Here is a 26407-nt window from a genome sequence, read left to right on the forward strand (position 1 = left end):
CTCCGGCGCATGTTGGGATTGTCAGGCGTCGGATGGGATAACGCAAAGAAGTTACCCGCGCGTTGCCGACGCGGGCAACGGGTCTAACCTGCGAGTTTGCGGAGACCGGTCGGTGCACGGGGCAAACGATCGCAAATTGCTTCAAAGGGTGCCAGCGTCCCCACCGGGCCAATCGCTGCGACTGTTGGCTTGGTCGAGAACAGCCGCTGCGACAGATCCGTGAGACGTTCGATGGTGAGATTGGAAAGGCGCTCCATCGCCTCGTCCGTCGGAATGGGGCGACCGTAAAGCAGAAGCTGGCGCGCGATTTGCGAGGCGCGGCTGGCGGCGCTTTCCGCACCCATGATGAGGCCTGCCTTATATTGCGCGCGGGCGCGGTCAAGCTCTTCCTGAAGAATGCGCTCACCAGCTGCCGCCAGTTCCTCCAGAATGACCGGTACCAGTTCCTCCAGGCCCCCTTCACCGGTAGCGGCGTGAATGCCGAACAGACCTGTATCGGAAAAGCCCCAGTGGAAGGCATAGATCGAATAGCACAGCCCCCGTCTTTCGCGAATTTCCTGGAAGAGGCGCGATGACATGCCGCCCCCCAGGATCATCGACAGAACCTGCGAACAGTAGAAATCACGGACGTGGTAGGCGCGACCTTCGAAGCCAAGCAGGACCTGCGCGTCTGACAGGTCGCGATATTCACGATAGTCGCCGCCGACATAATGGGCAAGCTGCGGGATGGTTGCGCTCGATTTGGCGCGATAGACGCCTAGACGGCTTTCCACCTCGCGCACGAAGCTGTCATGATCGACGCGACCGGTGGCGACGACGATCATGCGATCCGCGCTGTACTGCCGCTCAATGAAGCTGCGCAACTGGTCGGAGGTGAAGCTCTGGACCGTCTCCGGTGTGCCCAGAATGGGGCGTCCAAGCGTTTGATGACGGAATGCAGTTTCTGAAAAATGATCGAAGACGATATCGTCGGGCGTGTCGTTGGCCGCCCCGATTTCCTGCAGGATCACCTGTTTCTCGCGTTCAAGTTCGTTTTCGTCGAATTTTGAATCCGTCAGAATGTCGGCGAGAATGTCGATTGCAAGCGGTACGTCGTCATGCAGAACGCGGGCGTAGAACGCAGTCGTTTCCACGCTGGTTGCCGCATTGATCTCGCCGCCCACATTTTCGATATCGGAGGCTATCTGCCACGCATTGCGCTTGGACGTGCCCTTGAAGGCCATATGTTCGAGCAGGTGCGCGATGCCATGCTCGTTTTCCTGCTCGTTGCGCGATCCCGATTTGACCCAGACGCCGAGGGCGACGGTTTGGACATTGGGTAGATTCTCGGTGGCAATGGTCAGCCCATTGGAAAGTCGGCTCACCTCAACTGGCATCTATGCGGGTCTCCTCAGCCTGCTGCACGCGTGTTGCGCTCAACATATTCTTTTACGGTCGCAACATCGGCTGGCAGAACCTCGTATGTCTCAGTTCTGTCCATCAGGCCATCAAGCCACGTCGGAAGCGCTGGCGCAACCCCCGTCGCATCTTTTACGGCAGCGGGGAACTTGGCCGGATGCGCGGTGGAAAGAACGATCATCGGTGTCGCACTCTTCTCATCCTGTGCCGCCACATGCACGGCAGTCGCCGTGTGCGGGTCCATCAGATAAGCGTTGCGCTCCAATCCTGCCTTCATTGTGGCGGCGGCTTCCGCCTCAGTGGCGCGACGCGCGGTGAAATCAGCGCGGACTGTGGCAAGCGTCTTTTCCTCAAGCTTGAAGGCACCGTTCTGCTTCAGTCCATTCATATAGCGACGCACCTCTGCCGCATTACGACCGCTTGCCTCGAAAAGCAGACGCTCGAAATTCGACGAAATCTGGATATCCATGGATGGGGATGTCGTGGCGACGACACCTTCCATGCGATATTCGCCGGTAGCCAGCGTACGGGCGAGGATATCATTGTCGTTGGTGGCAATGCCGAGAGACTGTATGGGGAGGCCCATACGCTTTGCACAGTAACCGGCGAGAATGTCACCGAAATTGCCGGTCGGAACAGTGAATGAGACTTTGCGGTCCGGTGCACCAAGCGACAGAGCAGAGGAGAAGTAATAGACGATCTGCGCCATGATGCGCGCCCAGTTGATCGAGTTGACTCCCGAAAGCGCCACCCGGTCACGGAAGGCATGATCGTTGAACATGTCCTTGAGCATGTTCTGGCAATCGTCGAAATTTCCTTCGATCGCGAGGGCATGCACATTCGGAGCGGCTATCGTCGTCATCTGTCGCTGCTGCACCGGGGAGACCCGGCCATGTGGGAAGAGGATGACGATATCGGTGCGATCGCGGCCAGCAAAGGCATCGATCGCGGCACCGCCTGTATCGCCGGATGTCGCGCCGACTATTGTGGCACGCTGGCCGCGCATCTCCAGGATATGATCCATCAATCGAGCCAGGAACTGCATCGCCACATCCTTGAAGGCGAGCGTCGGGCCGTGAAAAAGTTCAAGGATGTAACTATTCTCGTCAGACTGGACGAGAGGACAGACCGCATCGTGGCGGAAAGTCGCGTAGGCGTCCTCAACTATCTTGCGGAAATCGTGCTCATTGATTTCGTCGCCGAGAAAGGGCGTCAGAACGCGAATTGCGAGTTCCGGGTAGGACAGGCCGCGCATCCCGCGAATGTCCTGGAGACTGAACTGCGGAAAACTCTCGGGAAGATAGAGCCCGCCGTCGCGCGCAAGGCCCGCCAGGACGGTATCGCAAAAGCCGAGGGAGGGAGCTTCGCCGCGGGTGGAAATATATCGCATGGGTCTCTCGAAAGGTGGCATTTGTTGCGCGCCACTATCCCTATGTAAAATTACATATCAAGCGTCGCATTTTCATTCGCTGCTTGCTATAGAGCAAATCCAGTGACGTTGGAAACCGGTTTTGCGTCCGGAGTTGCGTGAAAACAAAGAGATAGGACAAAGCCGAGAGCAGATGAGAAAAATACTCTGCCCGGATTGTCGGCTCGGTGAGAGGAAACGACGCGATGGTGAGTAAAAAGCTCGAACTTTTGCGCTCTTGCGCGCTGGGTGCAACGGCACTGCTCCTGGCAGCCTGCCAGTCTGGCGGAAGTGGTACGGCCCTTTCCGAGGCTTCAGGGAGCGCAGCCAGTCAGCCCGCGCAGGCGGTTGAAGGACAGGTTCTGCAAAGCGACCTGATGGGCTTTTGCCCGCAGGTGCAGCTCCGGGAAGGAACGGCCTATTTCAACACTTATGAACGTGGCGGCGAGGGCGACTCATCGCGCATCATCTATCAGGCTTCGATTACCGACGTAACGCGTAGCTGCAATCGCGCTAACGGCCAGCTCAATATGACCGCTGCCGTTGCTGGTCGCGTCATCAGCGGCCCGAAGGGCGGCGCTGGCACGGTAAGCATGCCGATCCGCATAGCCGTGGTGCAGGGCGACCAGGTGCTCTATTCCAAGGTGTTTCAGCATCAGACCGCAATGGACGGCTCCGGAGCTAAACAATTCGTCTTCACCGATACGGGAATTTCAATTCCGATTCCGTCCAATCGTAACGTGGCGATCTTCGCAGGTTTTGACGAAGAAGCGACGAAAACGACCTCCAGATAAAGCCAGGAAGAAAGCGTCGGGAATGATTTCGGACGCTTTTCTTCATGCCCTGCTCGTCTTTTCCTTCGTATGCCAGACCAAAGGCACGAGGATGAGGGCGACGATTGGAAGGACGAACCAGTTCAGGCTTGCCCATCCTGATGAGCTGAGAAGTGCACCGGAGGAGAAGGAAGCAATGGCCACCGTTCCAAAGACGATGAAGTCATTGGTGCCTTGCACCTTCGTTCGTTCTTCCGGCGTATGGCAATCTGTTACCATTGCGGTGGCGCCAAGGAAGCCGAAGTTCCAGCCCAGGCCGAGCAGGATGAGCGATATCCAGAAATGCCCGATATCGACGCCGGCCAGAGCCACCATGGCGGAACATCCGATAATGGCCAGGCCGATTGCCGTTATGCGCTCCTTGCCAAATCTGACCATAAGGGGCCCTGTGAGGAAGCTAGGTGCGAACATGGCGAGCACATGCCATTGAATGCCGAGTGCGGCGTGATCTACAGAATGCCCCATGCCGACCATGGCGATCGGAGCGGCCGTCATCAGGAAGGTCATCAGGCCATAGCTAACCAGTCCCGCGGCGACAGCCAGTAGATAGCGTGGTGACAGCAGGATTTCCCTCAAAGGACGACCGCCGGAAGCCGTGGCGCCTTCGCGTTTTGCGGGGGGCGGCTTGCGCAGCAGGAAAAGCACGGGAATCGCCAGCAGAGCCAAGGCGGCCTGGCTGAGAAAGCTGCCCGCGAACGGCACGCCCGGAACGCTTTCCCTCGTCCAGATAACCAGTTGAGGGCCGATAATCGCAGCTGCCAGACCGCCCACCATGACGGCGGAGATGGCGATACCTTTCATAGGGCCTTCAATGCCATCGGTGGCAGCAAAGCGGTAACTCTGGACGTAGGACGAATAAAAGCCCGACGCGAATGTACCCGCGCAGAATACGAGAAACGACGCCCAGTAGATGCCGATCGTGGCAATGAGGCCGGCTGAGAGACCGACGGTGGCGCCGAGAAGATAGCCGCTCCGGCGACCGAAACGGCGCATCACATAGGCTGCCGGAAGCGTGCCGAGTGCAAGGCCAAGATTATAGACGCTGACCGGTAGCGTGACCAATGTCGGGTCGCTCGACAGTTTCTGGCCGACAAGCCCTCCCAGGGAGATGATGATCGGACCGCTTGATGCGCCGAGAGCCTGCGCGCAAGCAAGGAGAATGATGTTTTGCTTCAGCGCGTTCTCGCCGTGCATATTCAGGTCCTCGGGCGGGGATCGACTTCAGATCTCTACCGGCCCGACAGCGCAGGCGCAACGTTGATCCTGCGTGGCCAGACGGGAGATAGCACGACCGACTAATGCTGCGGGATCCAGGCAGACGTCGTTCCTATTCGCTCCACTCGCTCATCGCCTCGATGGTGGCGTTGAAATCATTCCAGCGCGAGATCACCGTTTCAGCGCCTGCATCCGTAAGCGAATCCGCATGTCCGGCCTGCGTGTGGCTGCCGCCTGTATATCCCAGTACCCGCATCTGTGCGCCGCGCGCGGCATGCACGCCGTGCACCGAATCCTCGACGACGATGATCTTTTCGGGCGAGACACCGAGTGTTTTCGCCGCGTGAATATAGCCGTCAGGATCGGGCTTAGGACGTTTCACAGGCTCTTCCACCGCGGAGAAAATGCGGCCCTCGAACAGGTCGAAGAGGTTGGATTTTTTGAGCATCATCTCAATGCGCCTGGTGGGTGAATTCGAGCAGATGGCGCGAGGGATCGGGCTGGCGGCAATCGCTGCACGGGCACCTTCGGTTGCCTTGATCTCGCGCTCGAGCCGTTTTTCCAGCTCCGCCTGCATTTCATCGATCATCGATGCCTGGAAGGGGATTTCTGCGTGCTTCTCGACCTCAATCAGCATGTCCCGGAAGACCATGCCCGAATATCGCTCCAGAATCTCGTCCTCGTCGATGGGGTGACCGGCCTTGGTCAGCATGTGCGCTCGTACGCGAGCGGCAATGATTTCGGAATCGACGAGAACGCCGTCGCAGTCGAAGATGATGAGTTCGGGAGCCGGCATGGAAATACCTGTCATGTCTGGAATGGGTGAGCCGACCTTACCTATTGAAGGGACAAAAGAAAAGCAGCGCGTTCTCGGCCCTTGTCGCTTTTGGAGGCCGGGCTTCATCATTTGTTTACGCTGTTCGGTAACCATAACAGCGAGTTAAAGGGTGCTTCGGCGAGTGCGGAAGTTGCCTTTCATAGGTAACGTGTTCGGGTGTTTTCATGTCTGCAATGTTTCATGTCGAAGATCTTCAGTCGCCACTGGTTCAACCGGACTGGATGAACCGCATCTTCAAGGGCGACTGTGTCGCTGCCATGAACAAGCTGCCGGAAAAGTCGGTGGATGTGATCTTCGCTGATCCGCCCTACAATCTACAGCTGGAAGGGGCATTGCATCGTCCTGACCAGTCCAAGGTGAATGCAGTCGATGACGACTGGGACCAGTTTGAAAGCTTTCAGGCCTATGACGCCTTCACCCGCGCATGGCTGCTTGCGGCGCGCCGGGTTCTGAAGCCGAATGGCACGATCTGGGTCATTGGCTCGTATCACAATATTTTCCGTGTCGGCGCCATTATGCAGGACTTGAATTTCTGGCTCCTCAACGACATCGTTTGGCGCAAAACTAACCCAATGCCGAACTTCCGTGGCCGCCGTTTTCAGAACGCGCATGAAACGATGATCTGGGCTTCGAAGGATCAGAAGGCGAAGCAGTACACCTTCAACTATGAAGCGCTCAAAGCCGCAAATGACGACCTGCAGATGCGTTCCGACTGGCTTTTCCCGATTTGCACCGGCAATGAACGCCTCAAGGACGAGAATGGCACCAAGGTGCACCCGACGCAGAAGCCGGAAGCACTCTTGGCGCGCGTTCTTCTGTCCTCTTCGAAGCCTGGTGATGTCGTGCTCGACCCATTCTTCGGCTCGGGCACCACGGGTGCTGTCGCGAAACGGCTGGGCCGCAATTTCGTTGGCATGGAGCGCGAGCAGGCTTACATCGATGCCGCCACGGCGCGCATCGCAGCTGTCGAACCACTTAAAGGTACCGACCTGAAAATCATGACCGGCAAGCGCGCCGAACCGCGCGTTGCCTTCGTGTCGCTGATTGAAGCCGGACTGATTGTGCCTGGAACGGTGCTGACCGATTCAAAACGCCGCTACAAGGCAACCGTTCGCGCCGACGGGACGCTTGCCTGCGAAGGTCTCTCTGGCTCGATTCACAAGCTGGGTGCGCTCCTTCAGGGGCTGCCATCCTGCAATGGCTGGACATTCTGGCACCTGGAAAAAGAGAAAAAGCTCGTGCTGATCGATGAGTTGCGCAAGCTTATCCGCGATCAGATGGCGGCTGCTGGCGTCTAAAAGTACAGAAATCATTGAAACTGAAGAACCGGCGCATCCGATGCGTCGGTTCTTCAGCATTGGATGCATAGAGAGAAATAAAACCAAAGGTTCAGTAACGCCAGGTATCCCCACCGGCCGTGTCAGCCGATGGGAAAGTGGAGCGAATGAAGCGGCTCTGCATATGCAGCACCGCTTTTCTAAACCACTCCATATTCGGCCAGGTCCTTTTTCAATTTGTTCGCATCTGTGAAAAGAGCAGCCTTCCAGCCTGCTTGTCTGGCACCCTCGACATTGGCAGCGGAATCATCAACGAAAAACGTTTTCGCGGGATCGAGGCCGAAGCTCCGGGCGTGATGCTCATAGATCGCGACGTCCGGTTTGATGAGTTTGACATCGCCCGAGACGGTGACGCCGCGTGGCTTTTTCAGGAACGAAAAGATTTCCTGCGCCTGACGGAAAGTGTCAGAGGCGAAATTGGTGAGCAACGTTACGTCGCGGCCGTCGGCGATCAGCTTCTCCAGGATCTCCACGCTGTCATCATAGGCGTGTGGGACCATCTCGTGCCAATGCTTGCGGAAATTGCGAATATTTTCTTCGTGGCTTGGATGCTCCGCGATCAGCAGTGCTTCTGCTTCTTCCCACGTGCGGCCGCGGTCCTGCTCAATGTTCCATGCGACGGTGCAGACCTCTTCAAGAAACGCCAGACGCTGCGCTTCGTTCGGGATCAGACGGCGGTAAGGAATATGCGGATCATAATGGATGAGGACTTTGCCAATGTCGAAGACGATATGATCGATTTGCGTCATGCTTGCTTGATGCTCCTTTTCGTTGCCGAGGGTATGGCAGCCTCAATTGCTTTTTTCATGACAGTCGGCAGCGCTTCCTCATGAATTTCGGTGATTGGAGTCCACCAGCCGTTCTGGATTACCATGTCGGGCACCGAGGCGTGATACACGTCCAGCCGTAGCTCGAAATGCGTGAAGACGTGCTTGACCTGACCGCTGAAGCGCCAGGCTGCCGCGAAAGGTGCGGAATTTGTACTCGTATCGCCATCCTGTTTGGCGGTCCATGCGGTAGTGGGGACTTCCGCCATTTCTGCCAGGAGGCCGCTTGAAGGACGTTTGCGCAAAAGCACGGCACCGTCGCTGCGTTGGGCGACGAAGGCGGCGCCCTGTCGCGACGGCCTTTCCTTCTTCGGCGCCTTTAGCGGATAGCGTTCCGGGTCGGTCTGGCGCAATGCTAAGCAATCGTCGCGTAACGGGCAGTGCAGGCAGACGGGACGTTTCGGCGTACAGATCGTGGCCCCGAGATCCATCATGGCTTGCGCAAAATCGCCGGCTCGCGCTTCCGGCATGGTAGCGGCCACCAGCTCTCGGATTTCCGGCTTGGCAGCGGGCAGGGGTGTCTCGACGGTGAAAACGCGCGAGATGACGCGCTCGACATTGCCATCGACCACGGCTGCCGGAATGTCGAATGCAATGGAAGCAATGGCGGCCGCCGTATAATCGCCGATGCCGGGCAGCGCTTTCAGTGCTGCTTCCGATTCGGGGAACTTGCCCTGATGCGCGGCGACGACAAGATCGGCACATTTCTTCAGGTTGCGGGCGCGCGAATAGTAACCCAGCCCCGCCCACGCCTTCATGATGTCGTCGGGGTCGGCGGCTGAAAGCTCGGTGATCGTCGGCCAGCGTTCGGTGAATTTGCGGAAGTAGGCTTTGACGGCCTCAACCGTTGTCTGCTGCAACATGATCTCGGACAGCCAGACGCGGTAGGGATCCGCGCGCTCCCCCTTGGCATGGGCAGCGGGAGTGGTGCGCCACGGTAGATCGCGATGATGGCGGTCATACCAGTCGAGGAGCTTCTGCCCCAGAAGAGGTTGCGGACACGGTGATTTGCTGGCTGTCGGAGGTGAGGCTGGCATGATAGAAGGTTGTTATAGATACATGCACGGAAATGAAAGTGCCGGACCATGGCAGCAAATGAACGACGCAGCAATCCGGTGGCGGTAGCCGACCTCGCCACAAGTATTCTGGATCCGCTGTTGCGCAAGCGTGCCGGAATGTCTGTCGCGCTCGTTCAATCCTGGGAAGAGATCGTCGGCCCCCGACTGAGCAAGTCCAGTCGCCCGGAAAAGATCGTCTGGGCACGCCGCCGGCACCCTGATGACCCGTTCGAACCTTCGTTGCTGGTTATTGCCTGCGAAGGCATCGCAGCGCTGCATATTCAGCATGAGACGAGGGAGGTCATCTCCCGCGTCAATGCTTTCATGGGCTTCAATGCCATTGGCCGCATCCGTATCGTGCAAAAGCCGCTCATTCACTATACCCAGAAGAAGAAGCCCGAAATGCGTCCCTTGCAGCGGGACGAGAAGCAGAAGGTCGAGGCATTGTGTGCCGGTATTGAAAACGATGATCTGCGCGCCTCCCTCGAACGGCTGGGCCAGACCATCAAGGCTGCAAAGACAGTCCGTTAACTGAAATGGCTTTGATCGCGTGAATGTGATGCATTAAAACGCAATGCTGAATTACGGTTATCGGCACTTGCCGTAATTGCTTCACGCTGTTGATGTTTAAAGGCTTGCAACACATGTTGCAGTGACACGACGCCCGGTAGCGGGCTGGCCATATTGAAGGTGTATCTGAATGCAGAGTTTTATTTCCCGCCGCGCCGTTCTCACCTCGCTTGGTGGCATTTCCGCCGTTGCCGTGCTGGCGGGTTGCAGTGACAGCGATGCACAAGGCTCATCTTCTGGTGCGGCTGCCGCCGAGGCACCGGCTGCCGAAGGTACCGTCGACGTAGCCAAGCTTATGGAGGTGCCGGAAGGCAGTCTGCCTGATTTGGCATATGGGAAGGACGATGCGCCTGTCACCGTTGTCGAGTATGCCTCGCTCACCTGCTCGCATTGTGCCGCCTTCCACCGGGATACTTGGCCGACGGTCAAGGAAAAATACGTCGATAGCGGCAAGGTTCGCTTCATTATCCGTGAATTTCCGTTCGATCCGTTGGCGACCGCCGGCTTCATGGTCGCCCGCTGCTCGGAAAGCAACCGCAACGCGCTCGTGGATACGTTGTTCGACAAGCAGGCTGACTGGGTAGTATCGCAGGGCGCGAGCGAAAAGCTGCTCGGAATCGCTCGACTGGCCGGTATTTCACAGGAGAAATTCAACGCCTGCTTGACGGACCAGGCGCTTGCCGGTCAGGTACAGGCAGTGCAGCAGCGTGGACAGTCGGAATTCGGCGTCAATGCCACGCCGACATTCTTCATCAATGGCAATAAGTACTCCGGAGCTCTCTCGGTTGACCAGATGTCGGCCATCATCGACAGCATGCTCTGACACTGATTCTTCAGTGAGCCATTCCGGCTGCTTATTTTCTGGCTGGTCACAAGGTGGCCGGCCATGAAATTTTCGCGCCTCCGTCTTCTGGGGTTCAAGTCCTTCGTGGAACCAGCAGAATTCGTCATCGAGGGCGGCTTGACCGGTGTCGTTGGTCCCAATGGTTGCGGCAAGTCAAATCTGGTAGAGGCCCTGCGCTGGGTCATGGGCGAGAACTCGTACAAGAACATGCGCGCGTCCGGGATGGACGATGTGATTTTCTCGGGTTCCGGCACGCGTCCTGCTCGCAATACGGCGGAAGTGACGCTCTTTCTCGATAATCGGGACCATACGGCACCGTCTGCCTTCAACAATGCTGACGAGCTGCAGATTTCGCGTCGCATCGAACGGGAATCCGGCTCCGTCTATCGCATCAATGGCAAGGAGGTACGCGCCAAGGACGTGCAGCTTCTCTTTGCTGATCAATCAACCGGTGCACGCTCGCCGTCGATGGTCGGTCAGGGACGCATCGGTGAACTTATTCAAGCCAAGCCCCAGGCACGTCGCGCGCTTCTTGAGGAAGCGGCTGGGATTTCCGGCCTGCACTCGCGCCGTCATGAGGCCGAGCTTCGTCTGCGCGCCGCAGAGGGGAATCTGGAGCGTCTGGAAGATGTTGTTTCGGAACTGACGAGCCAGATCGAAAGCCTGAAGCGTCAGGCTCGCCAGGCAGCGCGCTACAAGAATTTATCTGCCGAGATTCGCCAGGCTGAGGCAATTTTGCTGCATCTGCGCTGGACGCAGACCAAAGCCGCGGAAGCTGAAGCCAAGTCTCAGTTCTCGCAAGCGATGATAACAGCGGTAGAGCGCGCGACACAGCAGATGGACGCGGCCAAGGCGCAGGCTATCGGTGCGCATGGTCTGCCAGCATTACGGGAAGCCGAAGCTGCTGCTGGTGCTGCGGCCCAGCGGCTTTCGATCGAGGCGACGCAGATCGAGGAACATGGGAGGCGTCTCGCCGCCCGTCAGCGTGAAATCGCATTGCGATTGGAACAGCTGGACGCTGACATTCGTCGCGAAGAGCAATTGGTGCGCGACAATGTCGAAACGCTTGCCCGGCTCGAGCGCGAAGAGGTCGAGCTTCGTGAAGAAAACGCGTCCGCTGCCGACACGGAAAGCGAAATGCGCGAACGTGTCGAGGATGCCGCGAGAATTTTGGAGGAGAGTGAAGCGGCACTAGCACAACTCACGGCTGAGCGTGCAGAAGCTGCCGCTGTACAATCCTCCAGCGAGCGCACGCTACGCGACGCGGGCGACCGCCGCGAGAGGCTTACCCGCCAGCTCGCCGAGGTCGATCGTGAGTTAACCGAAATTCTTGCCAGGCTGGGCGAGCTTCCTGGCTTGGATGTCGCACGCGAGAGCGTGGAAGTTGCCGATAATCATCTCGCAGAGACGCTGGAGCGTATTGGCGAGGCCGAGATCGCGGTGGAAGAGGCGCGCGCGGCAGAAAATGGTCTTCGTGGGCCCTTGCAGGAAGCACGCTCCACGCTTGCCGGCATCGAGACTGAGGCGCGCACGCTTGCGCGCATGCTGTCCGCCGTGGCAGGCGATGGTGTTGCTCCCGTCGTCGAGGCAATTCGCGTCGAGCGCGGTTATGAAATGGCCTTGGGGGCGGCTTTAGGTGAGGATCTTGACCTGCCGACCGAGCGCACTGCGCCCGCGCACTGGGCCGATGCGATCATTTCGGCTGACGATCCGACCCTGCCGGAAGGCGTAACGCCGCTTGCTACTGTTGTCACCGCACCGCGTGAACTCGCCCGTCGATTGCGGCAGATTGGTCTGGTGGAAGAGGTGGACGGTCCGCGGCTTCAGGCGTTGTTGAAGGTCGGGCAGCGTCTCGTCAGCCGGGAAGGGGCACTGTGGCGTTGGGACGGGTTGACGGCCTCAGCCGATGCGCCGACACCTGCCGCGATCCGTCTGTCGCAGAAGAACAGGCTTGCCGAACTGGAACATGAGGCATTCGCGGCGCGTGAAGCGGTTTCGGCTGCCGAAGCGGCTCTGGTCTCTGCACAGCGCCTCGTAAGGGAAACGACGGAAGCCGAGCGTCAGGCGCGCCAAGATGCACGTACTGCGCAAATTGCGCTTGACGACGCTCGATCCGAATTTGCGCGCATTGAGCGCGCCAACGGTGACCTTGCCAGCCGCCGCGATGCCCGTCAGGATGCGCGGGCGCGTCTTGCCGATGATCTCGAAGAGGCGATCGAGGCTACGGAAGAAGCCAAAGCCTCGTTGGAAGAAGCGCCGGATCTTTCCGAGCTGCAGGTAAGGCTGGAACAGCAATCCGATACCGTTTCACGCCAGCGCTCAGCGCTTGCCGATGCCCGTTCGCGTTTCGAGGGGCTGCGTCGGGAAGCCGAGCTGCGTCACCGCCGGCTCGCTGCCATCGCGCAGGAACGCGACAGTTGGAAGACCCGTGCGGCCAACGCGGATTCCCATATTGAGGGTTTGAAAGAACGCCGCGAGGATGCGGCCGAGGAAGCCGAACGACTGGCGGAGGAGCCGGAAGAGATTGATGCGCGGCGACGAGCCGTCCTGTCGGAACTTGCCAAAGCCGAGAGCGCCCGCACCGACGCGAAGAACCGCTTGCAGGCGACGGAAAATAAGCAGGCCATACTGGATAAGGCAGCACAAGCTGCCATGCTGGCGCTGGCCCAGGCTCGGGAGGAGCGCGTTCGTGCCGAGGAGCGGCAGGCGGCGGCCGCCACCCGACGCGAGGAGGTCGAGGCGCGCATTGCAGAGGCAATGAGTATCGCCCCGCATCTCGTCATCCAGCACACTGGCCTTGGGCCTGAAGACGTGATGCCGGACGCGGCGGAAATCGAACGGCAACTGGAACGCCTCAAGATCGAGCGTGAGCGTCTCGGAGCCGTCAACCTTCTGGCCGAGCAGGAGCAGAAGGAGCTTTCGGATCGCCACGATGCGATTACTTCCGACAGAGACGACGTGATCGAAGCAATTCGTACGTTGCGACAGGCCATTCAGTCGCTCAACAAGGAAGGTCGTGAACGCCTGCTTGCTGCTTTTGATGTGGTAGATCAGCAGTTCCGGCGCCTGTTTACTCATCTGTTCGGCGGCGGCACAGCCGAGCTACAGCTGATCGAGAGCGACGACCCGCTTGAAGCGGGACTTGAAATTCTGGCCCGTCCGCCGGGCAAGAAGCCGCAAACCATGACGCTGCTCTCGGGTGGCGAGCAGGCGCTGACGGCCATGGCGCTGATTTTCGCCGTCTTCCTTACCAATCCGGCTCCGATCTGTGTTCTGGACGAGGTGGATGCGCCGCTCGACGACCATAATGTCGAGCGCTATTGCAATCTGATGGATGAAATGGCCCGCACGACGGAGACGCGCTTCGTCATCATCACCCACAATCCCATCACCATGGCACGCATGAACCGCCTGTTTGGCGTCACCATGGCCGAGCAGGGTGTCAGTCAGCTGGTCTCGGTGGATTTGCAGGAAGCAGAACGGATCAGAGAAGCGGGGTAAGGTTGAAATGCCCATTCTTCTCATTCCCGGGTTCATGCTGACGTCTGATCTCTGGCGCGATGTCGAACAGGCGCTTCAAACGTTTGGGCCGATCCATCACGCCGATATGAGCCAGGGGGCGACGATCGCCGAGATTGCAGCCGGGGTGCTCGCCGACGCGCCGCCGTCCTTTGTTCTCATAGGTTTTTCCATGGGTGGCTATGTGGCCCGCGAGATTGTTCGTTTAGCTCCAGGGCGTGTCAGGGTCTTGATTCTCATCGCCACCTCGGCGCGCGGTGACAGCGAGGTGCAAGCGCGGCGGAAGGCAATGTTCGCGAGGAACATAGGCGCAATCGCTTTTCGGGGACTGAGCCGTTCGGCCGTCGCCTCTTCGCTTCACCCTGATAACGAGGGCGATCTGCATTTGATCACGCGCATTCAGGCAATGGGCAACAGGCTTGGCGAGGAAATCTTTCGGCGTCAATCTCTTCTTGTGCGCAAGGATGAGCGGGATGGCCTCGGCTCCATCCAGTGCCCGACATTGATTATCGCGGGCGAGAAGGACAGACTGCGTTCGCGCCGTGAAGCAGAGGAGCTGCATGAAGGAATTGCAAGCTCGCGATTGGAAGTCGTCGAGGGTACGGGCCATATGGTTCCGCTCGAAGCGCCGCAAGAACTGGCGGGTCTGTTAGTAAGGTGGCTGAAGGGTCAGGTGCCCGTCTCTGTTTGAAAAAACAGAGAGGCGATGTGAAGATGCTTGGCATTTCCGGTAAGCATCCTATTCTCCTGCTAACGCAGGAGGAGGACCCTTCCATGATCGACGCCGAGAAGTTTTCTGGTCAATGCCATTGCGGCTCTGTCCGCTTCAATGTCCGCTTGAGCGACGGTTTGAAGACCGCCCGACGTTGTACCTGTTCCTATTGCCGGATGCGCGGCGCGGTGGCGGTCTCTGCAAGGCTGGCCGATCTGGAAGTCATCGAGGGACAAGACAAGCTGACGCTTTACACCTTCAATACCGGCACGGCGAAGCATCACTTCTGCTCGGTTTGCGGAATTTATGTCTTCCATCAGCGCCGCTCCAATCCGGAGGAGTATGGCATCAACGCCGCATGTCTCGACGACATTAGCCCGTTCGATTTCGCCTGCATCCCGGTCTTCGATGGCGTGAACCATCCGAAGGATGTACCGGGCAGATCGGGGCTGGTCGGGACGCTCGAATTTCATCCCCGTGAGGGTGAAACTCCGCCGGCACGCATGAGCAAGGACTGAGGGCAAATATCCTGCACGGATCGGGATATAAAACAACTTCAGTATATACTTAGTTGTCTCGCCCGCCGGGGAGTGATCTTGTCACCGGAACTATTATTTCGGGGGCATTTCATCATATGGCACATCCGGTGCAACTCATCGACCCGACCACGGGAAGAACAGCTATGGGCTATCATGGCTTCTCATGGACCTGTTTATTCTTCGGACCTTTGCCGGCGCTATTTAGGGGTCATGTTATCGGCTTTCTGATCATGCTGATCGCTGCTGTCCCTACCTTCGGCCTGTCTGGAATCGTCTTTGCCTTCATCTATAACGGCATGCACCGCAACTGGCTGCTCGGACGAGGCTTCAAGGCGCCGGGCATGGGCGGTTTGGGTTTTGCCAGTCAGAACGTCATCAACTTTCCGTAGGCAATGTTGCAGGCGTGAACGCCGCTCCGGCGTCAGAGCCTGCACCAGTCCTCCTGGACCAGCTGCCCCCGCTGCCATCCCAGCCGGCGCAGGCATCACTGCCGCGGCACTGACCGATAAAGAAAACGGCCCGCAGGAATGCGAGCCGTTTTCAGGTGGTTTGTAAAGGAACTCATTTCAACTTGACGGTGCCGGCCTTGATATCCGGCATTGTGGGGATGATACCGTTTTTGACATACCACTCCGCAATCTTACCCATCTGCTCTATATCGGCATCGGTCACGGCAGTTGTGGGAACCGCATTGTTTTCGCCGATGCGCTCAGCGAACTCTGTCGGGATCTTCATTTCTTCGACCCAGATCTTGCCTGCCTCTGTCTTGTTTTCGGTAGCCCAGTTATTCTCGGCTTTCAAAACATCGAAAATCGCCTGCAGCTCTTCTCTTTGTTCATCGGCAAAAGAGCGGCTGGAAACCAGTACGACGGCGTTGTCGGAGCCAATTGCATCGCCATCGGCAAGAACCTGGCCGCCATAAGTTTCTTCAGCAATCGTCACAAACGGATCCCAGGTTGCCCATGCATCGACATGATCTTGGGAAAAGCTCGGCCCGCTGTCGGAAGGACTCAAGTAGACACGTTCCACGCTTCCGGGGTCGATGCCGTTCTTTTCGAGGCCTTGCACCAGCAGATACTCACCTGTGCCGCCGCGATTGACGGCCACCTTCTTGCCTTCAAGCGCCTTCAGATTCTCAAGTCCGGAATTCGCTTTCACGACAATGCCTTCTGCACCCGCAGCCATCTTCTGGTAGCCAAATACTGCAACCGGAATGTTGGCGGCAAGTGCGGCGGCCACCGCGGTCGAGCTGCCGGCGGTAATGTCGATTGCGCCGGCATTCAGAGCTTCGAAAGCGGGAGCGGCGGCCGGGAAGGGGCCTTCCCACTGAACCCGGATGCCTTTTTCGGCCAGCGCTTTTTCGAGCGTTCCGCGTGATTTCGCCAAAGTGATATCGTTGGGCGCGCGCAGCCACCCGATGCGCACTACCTGGTCCTGTGCGAAAGTGGCTGCGGTTGAAAGCGAGATGACAGCGGTTATGACGGCTGTTGTAACGATTCGAATCATGTTTTTCATAAGCGTTCCATTCCGGCGTTTCAGACCTGTTCTTGCTGGAAAGAGGGTTCGGCTCCGACGCCGAGTTCTTCAAGAAGCTCGGCTTCGATTTTTGCAGCTCTGGCATCGGCGCGATGACGCGGATGCGGAAGGTCGATCGCAATCTGGCGAGAGAAGCGGCCGTGTTCAAGCACCAGAACGCGATCGGCAAGTGCAACCGCTTCCCAAACGTCGTGAGTGACGAGCAGCACAGCGGGCTTGTGCTTGCGCCAGAGATCGGCGACCAGCGTGTGCATCTTCAGCCGCGTCAAAGCATCCAGCGAGGCAAAGGGCTCATCAAGCAGCAGGAGTTCCGGTTCGCGGACCAGCGCTCTCGCGAGCGCCGCACGCTGGGCTTCGCCACCCGATAGCGTCAGCGGCCATGCATCGGTGCGATGTTCAAGTCCGACTTCCTGCAAAACCTTGGACGCTTTGGCCGCGGCATTCGTGACCTTCAGACCAAGCGTCACGTTTTCGCGCACGCTCTTCCAGGGTAGAAGGCGCGATTCCTGAAACACGACCGAGCGCCGCGCGGGCAAAACGAGCTTGCGCGCAGGGGCCTGATCGAGACCCGCCATGATCCGAAGCAGCGTGGATTTGCCCGAGCCGCTGCGGCCGAGTAGTGCCACAAACTCGCCCGGTGCAATATCGAGGGCTACATCGTCCAGAATGTTGGGGCCGCCGAAGGAGCGGGTTAGTCCTTGAATATCAACCACGTGACTCATGGCAGCACCTGCGGACGCCAGCGGAGGGCGCGGGTTTCGATCGCGCGTACCAGCCCATCGGTAAGAAGTCCCATTGCCGCATAGACGATGAGACAGACGACGATCACATCGGTCTGCAGAAAATCCCGTGCATATGTGATGATCTGGCCAAGACCGCTTGTCGCATTTATCTGCTCGGCGACAACGAGGCTCAACCATGCGATGGACAGGCCGTAGCGAATGCCAACGAGAAGCGATGGTAGCGCGCCGGGCAGGATGATATGGCGAATGATCCCCGCAGTGCCCAACTCAAGTGTCCTGCCCGTTTCGATCAGCTTGTGATCGATGCTGCGGATTCCGCCGTACAGCGTCAGGTAGATCGGGAAGACTGAGCCGAAGGCTACCATGCCGACCTTCGGCGCTTCACCAATCCCAAACCAGAGAATGAAGAGCGGAAGCAAGCCGAGAAAAGGCATGGCCTTCAGCATTTGCAGGGGCGGATCGACGATAACTTCGCCGATGCGTGACAAGCCGGAGATAAGCGCCAGGGCCACGCCTGCCACAAGTGCAATGGCAAAACCGATGATGACCCGCAGCAGCGAGACGCTGAGGCCACGGATCAGCTCGCCGCTTTCGACCAGACGAAGGGCCGTCGAGAGAATGGTAAGCGGCGAGGCCAGGACACGCGGTGAAAGCAGGCCGGTTGCGCTGGCAATCTGCCAGAGCATGATGATCGCGATCGGCGAGGCAATGCGTGCAGCAATACCCCAAGAGCCGGATTTGGCGCGTGTCGTGGCGACTGAGCGGTGCCTCGCTCCGGCGTGCTGCTTTTCTTCCGCTGTTCTTGTCTCAACCATGCGCGGCCTTTCCGCTCAGATCGCGATCGAACAAGGTCGACCAGTCAATTGCTTGCGCTCAAGGGTCATGCGCGAAACGGGCAACCATGGCAAGACCAGTTGGCGCGATCAGAGGCTTTGGCCAGTGCTTTGCCGGTCTGAACTCTTCCGCGCCTCGGCGGCGCGCGGTCGGGTGAGCTGTGCGAGAACGAAATAGAATGGGAAAGCGCTTCCGGAACCTTCCCGCAATCTGCTGATTTCCGAAACGTAAGCGTCGGGTAATGATGGCGTCCTGCGACAAACGAGAGGAAAAAATGGCATGCGGCGTGCGGAGCACGAAAGAACACCGCCCTCATCGAATCACTCGTCTGCAAGCCTTGTGTGGCTTCTCGCTCTTGCCGCGTCGGCTATGCTTCTTTCTCGTCGGCCCGCTCGTCGCGACGAACCGGTGAGCGAAGCGGACACGCCGCTGCAAAAAGCGGATCTGCATGGGCGTGACGCTGAAAAGCCGCATGAAATTCCACCTCGCGGCTGGGCGGATATTCTCATCCGCACCTATGAAGAGTTCCTGAATGACCGGCTCATGCTGGTTGCAGCAGGGCTCACCTTCTATGTTTTGCTCGCCATCTTTCCGGCCATCTCTGCGCTTGTCTCGATCTACGGTCTTTTTGCTGATCCGGGCACGGTGGCAGAACATCTCCAACTCCTGTCGGGCGTAGTACCGGCGGGTGGCCTGGATATTCTGCGCGAAACATTGATGCAACTGACAGAGCAGGGGCGCGCGGGCTTGAGCCTTGGCTTGATTCTTGGTCTCGGGATTGCGCTGTGGAGCACCAACTCGGGCATGAAGACACTGATCGATGCGCTCAATATCGTCTATGGCGAGCGCGAGAAGCGCTCTTTCGTGAAACTCACCCTCATAAGCCTCGGCTTCACGCTCTTCATGCTGATCTTCATGGTGACCGCGCTTGCAGCCGTTGTCATCTTGCCGACGCTGCTCAATTTCGTCGGGTTGGGAGGTCTGGAAAACTGGCTTCTGACCTTGCGCTGGCCAATTGTGCTGGTGCTTGTCGCGGGCCTGACGGCGCTGGTATTCCGCTACGGTCCGAGCCGTGAGCGTGCGCGCTGGCGTTGGGTGACCTGGGGTGCAGGGCTGGCTTCTGTGCTATGGGTGGGCATCTCGATACTGTTTTCGTGGTATGTCGAGAATTTCGCATCCTACGACGAAACCTATGGCTCGCTTGGTGCTGCCATCGGTTTTATGACCTGGATCTGGATTTCCGCGATAGTCATATTGCTGGGCGCGGAGCTTAATGCGGAACTGGAGCACCAGACCAGCCGCGACACGACCACGCCGCCGGAAAAGCCGATCGGTGAGCGGGGAGCCGTCATGGCCGATACGGTCGGTGAAACACGAGGATAGTGGTTTCAGCGTCGTGATGGTTCGTTATAAGAAGCCTTTAGTTCTACGTGAGAGGCCATGAGCACGAAAATCCGACACGCGACCCGGGCCGATGCCTCCAGTCTTGCCGCGGTGTCGATTGAGGTCTGGCTGAACACCTATATTCGCAAGGGTGTGAATGCCCATTATGCCGATTATGCCCTGCAGCAGTTCACCAGCGAAAACTTCCAGGCAGCGCTGAGCAGGCAGACAGAACGCTATCTCGTCTCGGAAAATGAAGAGGGGATTGACGGTTATGTCTGTGTTTCGATGCATTCTCCGTCACCAGTCGATCCATTGTCGCAGGTCGAGATTGGTACGCTTTATGTGCAGCCCTCGCATCAAGGCGGAGGTGTCGGCAAAGCCTCCTTCGGGCGGCTATTTCTCTCTGTCTGGACGAAGCCGCTGAGCGCATCTGGCTGACGGTCAACGCAGAAAATAGTCGCGCACTCGCCTTTTATGAGCGGGAGGGTTTCATGCAGGTCGGCGAAACCCATTTCCACATTGGCGAACGAGCCTATTTGAACACTGTGATGGAATGGCGGATGGGTTGATTGCGTGTGTGCGGGCTCAGTTTCCCGCAGCGGGCAATGCAGCCTCGCCGAGACGAGCTAGGATTGCTTCACTGAAAACTTGGTTGGCTGGGGCGCCAGGATTCGAACCTGGGAATGCCGGTACCAAAAACCGGTGCCTTACCGCTTGGCTACGCCCCAAAAGCCTTCGCGAAACCATGTTCCACGTGCCAGCGTGTGCGCCTTATAGGCAAACTCGTTTGCCAGTGCAATTGTCGATTTGAGCTGCCGCAAAAGTTTTGGAACCGTTTTCGACAGGAATGTGTTTTGCTCGCGCTCAATCCTCTGTCCACGCAATGAATGCAATTTTCTAGATCCTCAATCGACAATTTATTACGAGGTGCGTCAGTCCGTGCCTTGCGTTTGCAGCTTGCGCATCTTATCGGGAAACGGGCGTGTACATGATTGATACAAATGTTCAGTCTAAGTGCACAAAAGATCGACCACGCAAATACCCGAGAGCATTTCGCTGTGCTTTTGCATGCGCTATCGCTACCGGGCAAAGATATCCAGCGTTCCGAGGTTGCGCAAAGAAGCCGCGCAAACCGGGTGTATCAGGGGAGTGAGCCTGCATGAGCAAATGGGTCTACACATTCGGCGACGGTGCGGCTGAAGGCCGGGCTGGCGATCGCAATCTTCTTGGCGGCAAGGGTGCCAATCTGGCCGAGATGTGCGCGCTGGGTCTGCCCGTGCCGCCCGGATTTACCGTGACCACCGAGCTCTGCAACCGCTACTATGCCGATGGCAGGCAATATCCAGACGATCTGAAGCCGCAGGTGGATGCCGCGCTGGAACATATTGGCAGGATCACGGGGCGCCGTTTCGGGGACCCGGAGAAACTGCTGCTGGTTTCCGTCCGTTCCGGCGCTCGCGCCTCCATGCCTGGCATGATGGACACGGTACTCAATCTCGGCCTCAATGATCAGACGGTGGAGGCGCTTGCTCGCGATTCCGGCGACGAGCGCTTCGCCTATGACAGCTATCGCCGTTTCATCACCATGTATTCCGACGTTGTAATGGGACTCGATCACGAGAACTTCGAAGAGATTCTCGAAGATGAGAAGGAGCGCCTTGGTTTCGAACTCGATACTGAACTATCCGCGGACGATTGGAAGAAGCTGATTGTCCGATATAAGGCAAGGTTCGAGGAAGAGCTTGGCAAGCCGTTTCCGCAGGACCCGCAGGAACAGCTATGGGGCGCTATCGGGGCCGTGTTCGCCAGCTGGATGAACCCGCGCGCCATTACCTATCGCCGTCTGCACGACATTCCTGAAAGCTGGGGCACGGCGGTAAACGTGCAGGCCATGGTCTTCGGCAATATGGGCGAGACTTCGGCCACCGGGGTTGCCTTCACGCGTAATCCCTCTACTGGCGAAAAGACGCTCTACGGCGAATTTCTCGTCAATGCGCAGGGTGAAGACGTGGTAGCGGGCATACGAACACCGCAGAATATCACTGAAGCTGCCCGCATTGCGGCTGGCTCTGACAAACCATCGCTTGAAAAGGTGATGCCGGAAGCCTTCGCTGATTTCATCGCGATCGCAAACAAGCTCGAGCAGCATTACCGCGATATGCAGGACCTAGAATTCACCATCGAGCGCGGCAAGCTCTGGATGCTCCAGACCCGGTCGGGCAAGCGCACGGCCAAGGCCTCTCTGAAGATCGCCGCCGAAATGGTGGAAGAAGGACTTTTGTCGGCCGACGAGGCCGTTTGCCGTATCGATCCGGCCTCGCTCGATCAGCTTCTGCATCCGACTATTGATCCGAAGGCGCAGCGCGATGTCGTCGGCCGCGGTCTTCCGGCATCGCCGGGAGCGGCAACGGGCGAGATCGTGTTTACGTCGGAGCGTGCCGAAGAGCTGAAGGACCAAGGCCGTAAGGTCATTCTGGTGCGTATCGAAACGAGTCCTGAAGATATTCACGGGATGCATGCAGCCGAAGGTATCCTGACGACGCGCGGTGGTATGACCAGCCATGCAGCGGTCGTTGCCCGCGGCATGGGCAAGCCGTGTGTGTCGGGCGCAGGCACGTTTCGCGTAGATTACGCCGCAAAGACCCTCATCGCCGGCAGCCAGAGCTTCCGCGAAGGCGATGTCATCACCATCGACGGTACCGCGGGTCAGGTGCTGAAGGGCGCCGTTCCGATGTTGCAACCCGAACTTTCCGGGGACTTTGCGCGCATCATGGAATGGGCGGACAAGGCACGCCGCATGAATGTGCGCGCCAATGCCGAGACGCCCGCCGATGCCCGCACCGCGCGCTCGTTCGGCGCCGAAGGGATCGGCCTTTGCCGCACGGAACATATGTTCTTCGAAGGTGAGCGCATCATTGCCATGCGCCAGATGATCCTGTCTGACACGGTTGAGGGGCGCCGTAAGGCGCTCGACAAACTCCTGCCCATGCAGCGATCCGACTTCGAGGAGTTGTTCGAGATCATGGCTGGTCTGCCGGTCACGATCCGTCTGCTCGACCCGCCGCTGCACGAGTTCCTGCCGCATACGGAAGCGGAAATTGCCGAAGTGGCCAGCGCCATAGGGGTCGATGCTGCGAAGCTGCGCGAGCGGGCCGATTCGTTGCACGAGTTTAATCCGATGCTCGGCCATCGCGGTTGCCGTCTGGCGATTTCCTATCCGGAAGTAGCGGAAATGCAGGCGCGTGCGATTTTCGAGGCGGCCGTCAACGCGGCAAAGAAAACCGGCAGCGCCATCGTTCCGGAAATCATGGTGCCGCTGGTCGGCCTTGTGGAAGAACTGGACTATGTGAAGGCCATTATCGACCGCGTGGCAAAGGAAGTCATTACCGAGTCGGGGGGATCCATCGATTACTTGGTAGGCACGATGATCGAGCTTCCGCGCGCGGCGCTGAAGGCGGATCAGATCGCTGGCTCGGCCGAGTTTTTCTCGTTCGGCACAAACGATCTGACGCAGACTACCTTCGGCATTTCGCGTGATGACGCCGCTGGCTTCCTCGAGACTTATCGCAAGCAGGGACTGATCGAGCAGGATCCGTTTGTGACGCTCGATCAGGAAGGTGTCGGCGAGCTGGTGCGAATCGGCGTGCAGAAGGGGCGCTCTGTTCGCGATAGCCTCAAGCTCGGCATTTGCGGAGAGCACGGCGGTGATCCGGCTTCCATTGCCTTCTGCGAGGACGTCGGACTTGATTATGTCTCCTGTTCGCCGTTCCGAGTGCCTATTGCGCGGCTGGCAGCAGCCCAGGCAGCAATCAAGCAGCCTGTTGCCAAGCGGGATTGAATTAAAACGCATCGCAAGTCAAAAAACGCGCGGCTAAATCCGCGCGTTTTTTTGCGGGTTCGCGCGGCAGGTCGTTTGACGACAGAAGCAGCGTTCAAAAATTCCGCAGGCGCGGCTGTGCAAACATCTGCATAACCCGTGCAACGAAATCTCTCTGGTCTTCCACCACCTGAATCAGGTCCGACCCATGACAGTGGCAAGCCAATGCTCATGGATATGCGGAGATTCGCCGGGTTGGGAATAAGGCCGGTCCGCTGATATGCCGGTCGCCGAGAGGAGAATTTCATGAATTTCTGGAGTAGAAAGATTTCCATCGACGCGATGCATGAGAACAAGCATGGCGAGGGGCTCAGGAAGACTTTGAGCTGGCCGCATCTCATGGCTCTGGGCGTCGGTGCCATCGTCGGCACGGGCATTCTTACGCTGATCGGCGTCGGTGCGGGGCTTGCAGGTCCTGCCGTACTGCTCAGCTTCGCCTTGGCCGGGCTTATTTGCGCCTGCGCGGCTCTCGCCTATGCCGAGCTTTCCACCATGATGCCCGCCGCCGGCAGCGCCTATACCTATTCCTACGCCGTACTTGGGGAGTTATTCGCCTGGATCGTCGGCTGGAGCCTGATCCTTGAGTACTCGCTCGTGGTTTCGGCCGTTGCGGTCGGCTGGTCGGGATATGCCGTCGGCTTCCTTTCTGGCATGGGCATTGATCTGCCAATCTGGCTGGCCGTTGGTCCTCATGTCGAGGGCGGCCTCATTAACCTGCCGGCTGTCTTCATCATCGCAATCGTCACCGGAATGCTCCTGCTGGGAACCCGTGAGAGTGCCACCCTGAATGCCATTCTCGTCGTCATCAAGATCTCTGCGTTGGTGCTTTTCGTCGCTGTTGCTCTGCCGAACTTTGATTCTGCCAACTTTACGCCCTTCATGCCGCACGGTTTTGGCGGACCGCTGGTGCAGACCGGAGTGATGGCCGCCGCAGCAATCATCTTCTTTGCGTTCTATGGGTTTGATGCGATTGCCACCGCTGCGGAGGAAGCGAAGGATCCGAAGCGTGATCTTGCCATCGGCATTGTCGGATCGATGGTCGTATGTACGGCTCTTTATATCGGCGTGGCTGCCACGGCCGTCGGAGCTGCACCGGTTGCCTCCTTCTCCGATAGTCCGGAACCGTTGGCGCTCATCATGCGCAATCTGGGCCAGGGCGCGGTCGCGCAGTGGATCGCGGCTTCCGCCGTCATCGCATTGCCGACTGTTCTGCTCGCCTTCCTGTTCGGCCAAAGTCGGGTCTTCCTCGGCATGGCGCGTGATGGTTTGCTGCCGACGCGTCTTGCCCGCATCTCCAGCCGCGGCGTTCCGGCCATCGTCACGATTTTTACGGCAGTTCTCGTCAGCGTTCTGGCAGGACTGATGCGTCTTGATGAACTGGCGTCCTTGGCAAATGCGGGCACACTTATGGCCTTCGCCTCGGTGGGGCTGGCGCTGATCGTGCTGCGTATCCGCGACCCCAAGCGGGACCGACCGTTCAAGGCCCCGCTATGGCCGGTGGTCGGTGTGGTCACCATCCTGGGCTGCGTGATCTTCTTCTTCAGCTTGCAGCACAGGACGCAGTTCTGGTTCCTGATCTGGAATGTTCTCGGCATCGTGGTCTATCTCGCATGGTCCATGCGCAATTCGCGGCTTGCGAAACCGGTGCCAAATTTCGCAGCATGAAGACACGAGCCGCGTCGCATCGAGCTGCGCGGCTCTTCTTCTCAAGCGCTAATAATCCTGCTCAGAGCCACTGCGCACTTTACCCGGCGCGTATCGCGTGGCAGAAGGCTGCGGGCATCGCAGGAGAGATTTATGGACAAGTACGACGTTCTTTGTATTGGTAACGCCATCGTCGATATCATTTCTCACTGCGACGAAAGTTTTCTGCAAGAACACGGTATCATCAAGGGCGCGATGAACCTGATTGATGCCGAGCGCGCCGAATTGCTCTATGATCACATGGGGCCGGCCATTGAAGCCTCGGGCGGCAGTGCCGGGAACACGGCAGCCGGTATCGCCAGTCTTGGTGGTCGCGTCGCCTATTTCGGCAAGGTCGCCAATGATCATCTTGGCACGATCTTTACACATGACATTCGCGCGCAGGGCGTAGCGTTCGACACCAAACCGCTTTACGATTCCATCCCGACTGCGCGGTCGATGATCTTCCTGACACAGGATAAAGAGCGTTCGATGAATACCTATCTCGGTGCTTGCATCGAGCTTGGTCCGGAAGACGTAGAGGAAAGCAAGGCCTCGGCCGCGCAGGTGGTTTATTTCGAAGGATATCTTTGGGATCCGCCGCGTGCCAAGGAGGCAATTCGCGTCACCGCCTATCATGCCCATCAGGCGGGCAATGAAGTTGCCATGACCTTGTCCGACCCGTTCTGCGTCGATCGCTATCGCGACGAGTTTCTGGAGCTGATGCGTGGTGGTACGGTCGACATTGTTTTTGCCAATGAACATGAGGCAAAATCGCTCTACCAGACCGATGACTTTGAAGAAGCGCTGCGGAGAATCTCAAAGGATTGCAAGCTTGCATGTGTCACACGTTCGGAAATGGGTTCGATCATCCTGCGCGGTGAAGAGCGCCACACGATCGATGCGATGCCGATCGAGCGCCTGGCCGACACGACCGGCGCAGGCGATCTCTATGCAGCCGGAGTGCTTTTTGGCTACACGCGCGGTTACGCGCTGGATATATGCGGCAGGCTTGGTTCGCTGGCCGCCGGTCTCTGCGTCCAGCAGATTGGCCCCCGCCCGCAGGACGATCTGCGCGTCTGCGCTGAACAGGCCGGATTGATCTCCGGCTAAAGCGGGTTCAATATCCCGTTTTTGTGACAAGCAGGCAGATTCCACGAAAATTTATTCGAATTTACGGGGAATACTGCCTGTTTGGTTTACTTGACGATTTCTGTGCCTCTGCTACACGATTTGCGTCATGTCCGGCA

Annotated in this window: 21 protein-coding genes, 1 tRNA gene and 1 pseudogene; 13 read left to right on the forward strand and 10 right to left on the reverse strand. The window is 58.3% G+C overall.

Features of this window, described 5'->3' with window-relative positions; genetic code table 11:
* Positions 1-83: 83 nt before the first annotated feature.
* Together IE151_RS09400 and thrC are read right to left on the reverse strand one after the other, a co-directional pair.
* Positions 84-1376, reverse strand: a complete 1293-nt coding sequence (locus IE151_RS09400) for a M16 family metallopeptidase (RefSeq protein WP_189489730.1) — start codon at positions 1374-1376, stop codon at positions 84-86.
* A 14-nt stretch (positions 1377-1390) separates the two neighbouring features.
* Complete coding sequence (gene thrC, locus IE151_RS09405) at positions 1391-2788, reverse strand: threonine synthase (RefSeq protein ID WP_189489731.1); 1398 nt, start codon at positions 2786-2788, stop codon at positions 1391-1393.
* Positions 2789-3012: 224 nt separating this feature from the next.
* Here thrC and IE151_RS09410 point away from each other — a divergent pair, with 224 nt between their 5' ends.
* Positions 3013-3600 carry a hypothetical protein gene (locus IE151_RS09410; RefSeq protein WP_189489732.1) on the forward strand — a complete coding sequence of 196 codons (588 nt, stop codon included), beginning with the start codon at positions 3013-3015 and terminating at the stop codon, positions 3598-3600.
* Between the two features lie 42 nt (positions 3601-3642).
* Here IE151_RS09410 and IE151_RS09415 read toward each other — a convergent pair whose 3' ends face one another.
* Positions 3643-4833, reverse strand: a complete 1191-nt coding sequence (locus IE151_RS09415) for an MFS transporter (protein WP_189489733.1) — start codon at positions 4831-4833, stop codon at positions 3643-3645.
* 133 nt (positions 4834-4966) lie between these two features.
* A complete protein-coding gene (locus IE151_RS09420) occupies positions 4967-5650 on the reverse strand; it encodes an HAD family hydrolase (RefSeq protein WP_189489734.1) in 684 nt (227 codons plus the stop codon).
* A gap of 206 nt (positions 5651-5856) precedes the next feature.
* Here IE151_RS09420 and IE151_RS09425 point away from each other — a divergent pair, with 206 nt between their 5' ends.
* Positions 5857-6990, forward strand: a complete 1134-nt coding sequence (locus IE151_RS09425; RefSeq protein WP_189489735.1) for a site-specific DNA-methyltransferase — start codon at positions 5857-5859, stop codon at positions 6988-6990.
* Positions 6991-7169: 179 nt separating this feature from the next.
* Here the strand turns inward: IE151_RS09425 and IE151_RS09430 are convergent, their stop codons facing one another.
* Complete coding sequence (locus IE151_RS09430) at positions 7170-7778, reverse strand: HAD family hydrolase (protein ID WP_189489736.1); 609 nt, start codon at positions 7776-7778, stop codon at positions 7170-7172.
* Positions 7775-8893, reverse strand: a complete 1119-nt coding sequence (mutY, locus tag IE151_RS09435) for an A/G-specific adenine glycosylase (RefSeq protein WP_189489737.1) — start codon at positions 8891-8893, stop codon at positions 7775-7777. The genes IE151_RS09430 and mutY overlap by 4 nt, the downstream gene beginning before the upstream one ends.
* Before the next feature lie 48 nt (positions 8894-8941).
* Here mutY and IE151_RS09440 point away from each other — a divergent pair, with 48 nt between their 5' ends.
* The 6 genes from IE151_RS09440 (at position 8942) to IE151_RS09465 (ending at position 15487) form a co-directional block, all read left to right on the forward strand.
* A complete protein-coding gene (locus tag IE151_RS09440; protein ID WP_189489738.1) occupies positions 8942-9445 on the forward strand; it encodes a DUF721 domain-containing protein in 504 nt (167 codons plus the stop codon).
* 169 nt (positions 9446-9614) lie between these two features.
* On the forward strand, positions 9615-10307 hold the full coding sequence (locus tag IE151_RS09445; RefSeq protein ID WP_189489739.1) for a DsbA family protein: 693 nt from the start codon (positions 9615-9617) through the stop codon (positions 10305-10307).
* Between the two features lie 63 nt (positions 10308-10370).
* Complete coding sequence (gene smc, locus IE151_RS09450; protein WP_189489740.1) at positions 10371-13829, forward strand: chromosome segregation protein SMC; 3459 nt, start codon at positions 10371-10373, stop codon at positions 13827-13829.
* Positions 13830-13836: 7 nt separating this feature from the next.
* Complete coding sequence (locus IE151_RS09455) at positions 13837-14538, forward strand: alpha/beta fold hydrolase (protein ID WP_189489741.1); 702 nt, start codon at positions 13837-13839, stop codon at positions 14536-14538.
* 83 nt (positions 14539-14621) lie between these two features.
* On the forward strand, positions 14622-15077 hold the full coding sequence (locus IE151_RS09460) for a GFA family protein (RefSeq protein ID WP_189489742.1): 456 nt from the start codon (positions 14622-14624) through the stop codon (positions 15075-15077).
* A gap of 116 nt (positions 15078-15193) precedes the next feature.
* Positions 15194-15487 carry a hypothetical protein gene (locus IE151_RS09465; protein ID WP_210310879.1) on the forward strand — a complete coding sequence of 98 codons (294 nt, stop codon included), beginning with the start codon at positions 15194-15196 and terminating at the stop codon, positions 15485-15487.
* Positions 15488-15659: 172 nt separating this feature from the next.
* Here IE151_RS09465 and IE151_RS09470 read toward each other — a convergent pair whose 3' ends face one another.
* From IE151_RS09470 to IE151_RS09480, 3 genes are read right to left on the reverse strand one after another with little or no spacing between them, the layout of a single operon-like run.
* Entirely contained in the window at positions 15660-16613 is a 954-nt protein-coding gene (locus IE151_RS09470) for an aliphatic sulfonate ABC transporter substrate-binding protein (RefSeq protein ID WP_244636680.1), read from the reverse strand.
* 20 nt (positions 16614-16633) lie between these two features.
* Positions 16634-17356, reverse strand: a complete 723-nt coding sequence (locus IE151_RS09475; RefSeq protein WP_189489743.1) for an ABC transporter ATP-binding protein — start codon at positions 17354-17356, stop codon at positions 16634-16636.
* A complete protein-coding gene (locus IE151_RS09480) occupies positions 17353-18192 on the reverse strand; it encodes an ABC transporter permease (protein ID WP_189489744.1) in 840 nt (279 codons plus the stop codon). Before IE151_RS09480 ends, IE151_RS09475 begins: the two co-directional genes overlap by 4 nt.
* Positions 18193-18490: 298 nt before the next feature.
* Here IE151_RS09480 and IE151_RS09485 point away from each other — a divergent pair, with 298 nt between their 5' ends.
* A complete protein-coding gene (locus IE151_RS09485) occupies positions 18491-19594 on the forward strand; it encodes a YihY/virulence factor BrkB family protein (RefSeq protein ID WP_189489745.1) in 1104 nt (367 codons plus the stop codon).
* Between the two features lie 57 nt (positions 19595-19651).
* A pseudogene (locus IE151_RS17725) lies at positions 19652-20166 on the forward strand (N-acetyltransferase family protein).
* An 84-nt stretch (positions 20167-20250) separates the two neighbouring features.
* On the opposite strand, the gene IE151_RS09495 reads toward IE151_RS17725, so the two are convergent.
* Positions 20251-20325 (reverse strand) — tRNA-Gln (locus IE151_RS09495).
* A 431-nt stretch (positions 20326-20756) separates the two neighbouring features.
* On the opposite strand from IE151_RS09495, the gene ppdK reads away from it, so the two are divergent.
* The 3 genes from ppdK (at position 20757) to IE151_RS09510 (ending at position 26270) form a co-directional block, all read left to right on the forward strand.
* The gene (gene ppdK, locus IE151_RS09500; protein ID WP_189489746.1) at positions 20757-23435 is read left to right on the forward strand and encodes a pyruvate, phosphate dikinase; all 2679 of its coding nucleotides are present in this window, start codon (positions 20757-20759) and stop codon (positions 23433-23435) included.
* 285 nt (positions 23436-23720) lie between these two features.
* Positions 23721-25139 (forward strand): amino acid permease, encoded by a 1419-nt coding sequence (locus IE151_RS09505; protein WP_189489747.1) that lies wholly within the window; start codon positions 23721-23723, stop codon positions 25137-25139.
* A 132-nt stretch (positions 25140-25271) separates the two neighbouring features.
* Positions 25272-26270, forward strand: coding sequence for an adenosine kinase (locus tag IE151_RS09510; RefSeq protein ID WP_189489748.1), 999 nt, complete (start codon positions 25272-25274; stop codon positions 26268-26270).
* Positions 26271-26407 lie beyond the last annotated feature (137 nt).

This window comes from Limoniibacter endophyticus (assembly GCF_014652835.1).
In the GTDB taxonomy this organism is placed as follows: domain Bacteria; phylum Pseudomonadota; class Alphaproteobacteria; order Rhizobiales; family Rhizobiaceae; genus Limoniibacter; species Limoniibacter endophyticus.

What these genes read in the sequence shown, in the direction of transcription:
- IE151_RS09400 (WP_189489730.1), bottom strand. Translation starts at nt 1,376, where the DNA reads ATGCCAGTTGAGGTGAGCCGACTTTCCAATGGGCTGACCATTGCCACC.
- thrC (WP_189489731.1), bottom strand. Translation starts at nt 2,788, where the DNA reads ATGCGATATATTTCCACCCGCGGCGAAGCTCCCTCCCTCGGCTTTTGC.
- IE151_RS09410 (WP_189489732.1), top strand. Translation starts at nt 3,013, where the DNA reads ATGGTGAGTAAAAAGCTCGAACTTTTGCGCTCTTGCGCGCTGGGTGCA.
- IE151_RS09415 (WP_189489733.1), bottom strand. Translation starts at nt 4,833, where the DNA reads ATGCACGGCGAGAACGCGCTGAAGCAAAACATCATTCTCCTTGCTTGC.
- IE151_RS09420 (WP_189489734.1), bottom strand. Translation starts at nt 5,650, where the DNA reads ATGCCGGCTCCCGAACTCATCATCTTCGACTGCGACGGCGTTCTCGTC.
- IE151_RS09425 (WP_189489735.1), top strand. Translation starts at nt 5,857, where the DNA reads ATGTCTGCAATGTTTCATGTCGAAGATCTTCAGTCGCCACTGGTTCAA.
- IE151_RS09430 (WP_189489736.1), bottom strand. Translation starts at nt 7,778, where the DNA reads ATGACGCAAATCGATCATATCGTCTTCGACATTGGCAAAGTCCTCATC.
- mutY (WP_189489737.1), bottom strand. Translation starts at nt 8,893, where the DNA reads ATGCCAGCCTCACCTCCGACAGCCAGCAAATCACCGTGTCCGCAACCT.
- IE151_RS09440 (WP_189489738.1), top strand. Translation starts at nt 8,942, where the DNA reads ATGGCAGCAAATGAACGACGCAGCAATCCGGTGGCGGTAGCCGACCTC.
- IE151_RS09445 (WP_189489739.1), top strand. Translation starts at nt 9,615, where the DNA reads ATGCAGAGTTTTATTTCCCGCCGCGCCGTTCTCACCTCGCTTGGTGGC.
- smc (WP_189489740.1), top strand. Translation starts at nt 10,371, where the DNA reads ATGAAATTTTCGCGCCTCCGTCTTCTGGGGTTCAAGTCCTTCGTGGAA.
- IE151_RS09455 (WP_189489741.1), top strand. Translation starts at nt 13,837, where the DNA reads ATGCCCATTCTTCTCATTCCCGGGTTCATGCTGACGTCTGATCTCTGG.
- IE151_RS09460 (WP_189489742.1), top strand. Translation starts at nt 14,622, where the DNA reads ATGATCGACGCCGAGAAGTTTTCTGGTCAATGCCATTGCGGCTCTGTC.
- IE151_RS09465 (WP_210310879.1), top strand. Translation starts at nt 15,194, where the DNA reads ATGGCACATCCGGTGCAACTCATCGACCCGACCACGGGAAGAACAGCT.
- IE151_RS09470 (WP_244636680.1), bottom strand. Translation starts at nt 16,613, where the DNA reads ATGAAAAACATGATTCGAATCGTTACAACAGCCGTCATAACCGCTGTC.
- IE151_RS09475 (WP_189489743.1), bottom strand. Translation starts at nt 17,356, where the DNA reads ATGAGTCACGTGGTTGATATTCAAGGACTAACCCGCTCCTTCGGCGGC.
- IE151_RS09480 (WP_189489744.1), bottom strand. Translation starts at nt 18,192, where the DNA reads ATGGTTGAGACAAGAACAGCGGAAGAAAAGCAGCACGCCGGAGCGAGG.
- IE151_RS09485 (WP_189489745.1), top strand. Translation starts at nt 18,491, where the DNA reads ATGCGGCGTGCGGAGCACGAAAGAACACCGCCCTCATCGAATCACTCG.
- ppdK (WP_189489746.1), top strand. Translation starts at nt 20,757, where the DNA reads ATGAGCAAATGGGTCTACACATTCGGCGACGGTGCGGCTGAAGGCCGG.
- IE151_RS09505 (WP_189489747.1), top strand. Translation starts at nt 23,721, where the DNA reads ATGAATTTCTGGAGTAGAAAGATTTCCATCGACGCGATGCATGAGAAC.
- IE151_RS09510 (WP_189489748.1), top strand. Translation starts at nt 25,272, where the DNA reads ATGGACAAGTACGACGTTCTTTGTATTGGTAACGCCATCGTCGATATC.